This window comes from uncultured Citricoccus sp., assembly GCF_937871995.1.
Lineage (GTDB): Bacteria > Actinomycetota > Actinomycetes > Actinomycetales > Micrococcaceae > Citricoccus.
In genome coordinates this window covers 1-3,163 of record NZ_CALMQR010000128.1, presented here as the reverse complement: position 1 = coordinate 3,163, position 3,163 = coordinate 1, and the positions used below count along the sequence as shown (strand labels likewise).

Genomic DNA, 3,163 nt, shown 5'->3' with positions numbered 1-3,163 from the left:
TCCCGGCCGTCGTGCAGTTATGTCAGAGAAGGAGCCCGAGCGTGGCGAAGCGAAGCAATCAGGTGGCCGGTCAGATCTCGGTGTTCGACCTGTTGGCCGATATGGAAGGAACCGAGAATGCAGAACGGGACAGTGCAGAACGGAACGAGGTCGGAGGACAGGATGCAGGACGGGACGATGCCCGATCCGATCGAGGAGCCGCGGCAGGACACCAGCAGCGAACTGTTGGGCTGGGAGACCGACCGGTGGGAGATCGACCGGACGGTGTGGCAGCACCCGCACGAGAAGACCCCGTACGGGACCACGCTGGTTCAGGCCTACGAAGCGGCGCACCCGGACGGGGAGGTGACGGTGATCGACCTGATGCTGGGCCTGGACCAGTACCAGGACGCGAGCCAGGACTTCGAGGACTACCTGATCGCGATGGTGCAGTCGCGGGCGATGCAGCTGGCCCCGGACCGGGTGGAACCGGTGGAGGCCGAGGCCCTGTTGAAGCTGCCAAAGCGGGCGCAGCTGCGGGTGTTCGACCAGCTGACGGTGCTGGCCAGTCAGGTGTTCGACTGGATGCGGGCCCAGGGGATGGACCCGGTACCGGGGGCCACGAGCCTGCCGCCGCTGGTGACCGAGGCGGACCGGGACAGGATTCAGGGCAGCTGACCGGTGTCCCGGTCGACTGGACCGGGGGTACCCAACGCCCGGGAACACGGTCGAGCCGGTTCCTGGCCAACGTGGCCGCGTTGCAGACCCTGGCCGAGCTCGAGGACGCCGGACGGTACGCCACGCCTCTGGATCAGGACGAGCTGTCGCGGTGGTCCAGTTGGGGCGCACTGCCGGAGGTCTTCGATGACACCGCCGACACCTTCTCCGCCGAGGACCGGGCCCTGGTGCGGGATCTGTTGGGCCCGGAGGGGTGGGAGCAGGCCAAGGCCACCACCCTGAACGCCCACTACACCGACCCCGCCCACGCCGCCGCCATCTGGGGCGGCCTATCGCGGGCCGGGTTCGCGGGGGGCCGGGTGTTGGAACCGGGGTGCGGGTCCGGGGAGTTCCTCGGCCAGGCCCCGGCCGGCACCGACATGGTCGGGGTGGAACTGGATGCCACGACCGCGCGCATCGCCGCCCACCTGCACCCCTCCCACGAGGTCCACGCGGCCGGGTTCGAGCAGGTGCGCCTGGGTGAGGACAGCTTCCACGCGGTGGTCGGCAACGTCCCCTTCGGCTCGTTCCCGGTCCCGGACGCGAAGTACAACGGGCAGAACCTGTCGATCCACAACTACTTCATCGCCAAGTCCCTCCGGTTGACCGCCCCGGGCGGGTACGTGGCGGTGATGACCTCCACCTGGACCCTGGACGCCCAACGGGCCTCCGCCCGCCGGGAGTTCGCCCGCTACGCCGACCTGGTCGGCGCGGTCCGGCTGCCCAACGGGGCCATGCAGGACAGCGCCGGCACGGACGTGAAGACCGACGTGCTGATCTTCCGCCGCCGCGAACCCGGGGCCAAGATCGACCAGGACGCCGTCGCCGCCTGGGTCGAACCGGGCCTGATCGAAGCCACCGACCGGGACGGTGAAATCCACCAGATTCCGGCGTCCCGGTACTTCCGGGACCACCCCGAGAACGTGCTCGGCACCCTCCGCGCGGCCAGTGACCCGTGGGGCGGGATGTCCTACCGGGTGGACCCGCCCACCGGGGACCTGACCGCACTGTTGGAAGAACGGCTCGGCGCGGTGGTCGAGGAGGCCAAGGACGCCGGGCTGGGCTACTCCCCCGACCCGCTGACCGTGACCCACGACCCGGGGCTGCACTTCCCGCCGGTGGCCGAGGCCGCCGTCGGTCACGTCCGCTTCGACCCGGCCGCCCAGGGCTTCACCCGGTACGGGGCGCAGCTGGCGTGGGAGCCGGTCAAGGTCCCCCGCGCTCGAGCGGTGGAGGCCAGGGCATTGCTGGTGTTGCGCGATCAGGCGGTGGAGGTCATGCGTGCCCAGTCCGAAGGACGGGGCCAGGAGACCGCCGAGGCCGCGCGAGAGAAGTTACGCACGGGTTGGCGGCAGTACATGAACGCCTATGGGCCCATCAACCGTTCCGAGGACATCTGGAAGACCCCGCGGGCTCAGGAGCAGGCCCAGAAGATCCGGGAACTGGAGGCCGCGTGGCGGGCCACCCTGCCCGAAGACGGGGAGATGGACCGCTCCGAGGTCCCCGTCCCGACCGAGCTGGCCAATGAGTGGGCCGCCGAGGCCGCCGTGCCCGAGTTCAGCCACCGCCGCCAGCCCCACCTGGAGTTCCTGGCCGGGGACCCCAAGCTGGGCCTGTTGCGCGCCTGTGAGGTGTTCGATGAGCAGGAGCAGTCCGCCGAGCCGGCGGCGCTGTTGACCCGGGACGTCATCGAGTACCGGCCTCGCCCGGAGCGGGCCGAGTCGGTGGAGGATGCCATCGCGATCAGCCTGGACGAGACCCGCACCGTGGACGTGGACCGGGTGGCCGGGCTGCTGGGCGTGGACGCCGATGAGGCCGAGACGATGATGGCCGGGCACGTGTTCACCGACCCCGAGTCCGGGGTGCTGACCCCGAAGGTGGCCTACCTGTCCGGCAATGTCCGCGCCAAGCTGGCTGCCGCACAGGAAGCGGTGGCCAACGGTGGGGATTACGCGGTGAATGTGGCCGCCCTGGAGGCGGTGCTGCCGGCGGACGTGGACATCCGCGACGTGGTGGTCAACCCCGGCGTGCACTGGGTCCCGCAGGACATTTACGAGGACTTCGTCCGGGACACCTTCGAGGTCGCCACCGAGGTGAAGTTCAACCCGGCCGTGGAGGCCTGGGAGGTCGCCTCCCCCAAGGGCGGGTTCTCCGCCTCGGTGCGGTACCAGTGGGGCACGAACAAGCGCACCCCGGCCGCCCTGCTGGCCGCGACCATGAACTATAAGTCGGTGGTGGTGAGGGAGAAGGACGCCGACGGGACCTACCGCAAGGACGAGGCCGCGACCACCGCCGCGAGAGAGAAGATCGACGCGATTCGAACCCGCTTCAACGCCTGGGTCACCGAGGACCCCACCCGCGCGGCCCGGTTGCAGAGCCTGTACAACGAGGCGTTCAACTCGATGGTCGCCCCGGACTACGACCAGATGGGCCAGCGGCTGGAACTGCCCGGACTGGAAGCCGACCG

Annotated in this window: 1 protein-coding gene and 1 pseudogene; both read left to right on the top strand. The window is 70.0% G+C overall.

What is annotated here, in order from left to right; genetic code table 11:
- Nucleotides 1-177 precede the first annotated feature (177 nt).
- Nucleotides 178-657, top strand: coding sequence for a hypothetical protein (locus Q0283_RS14270; protein WP_298045239.1), 480 nt, complete (start codon nt 178-180; stop codon nt 655-657).
- 71 nt (nt 658-728) lie between these two features.
- Nucleotides 729-3,163 (top strand): annotated as a pseudogene (locus tag Q0283_RS14265) (hypothetical protein); the annotation flags it as partial.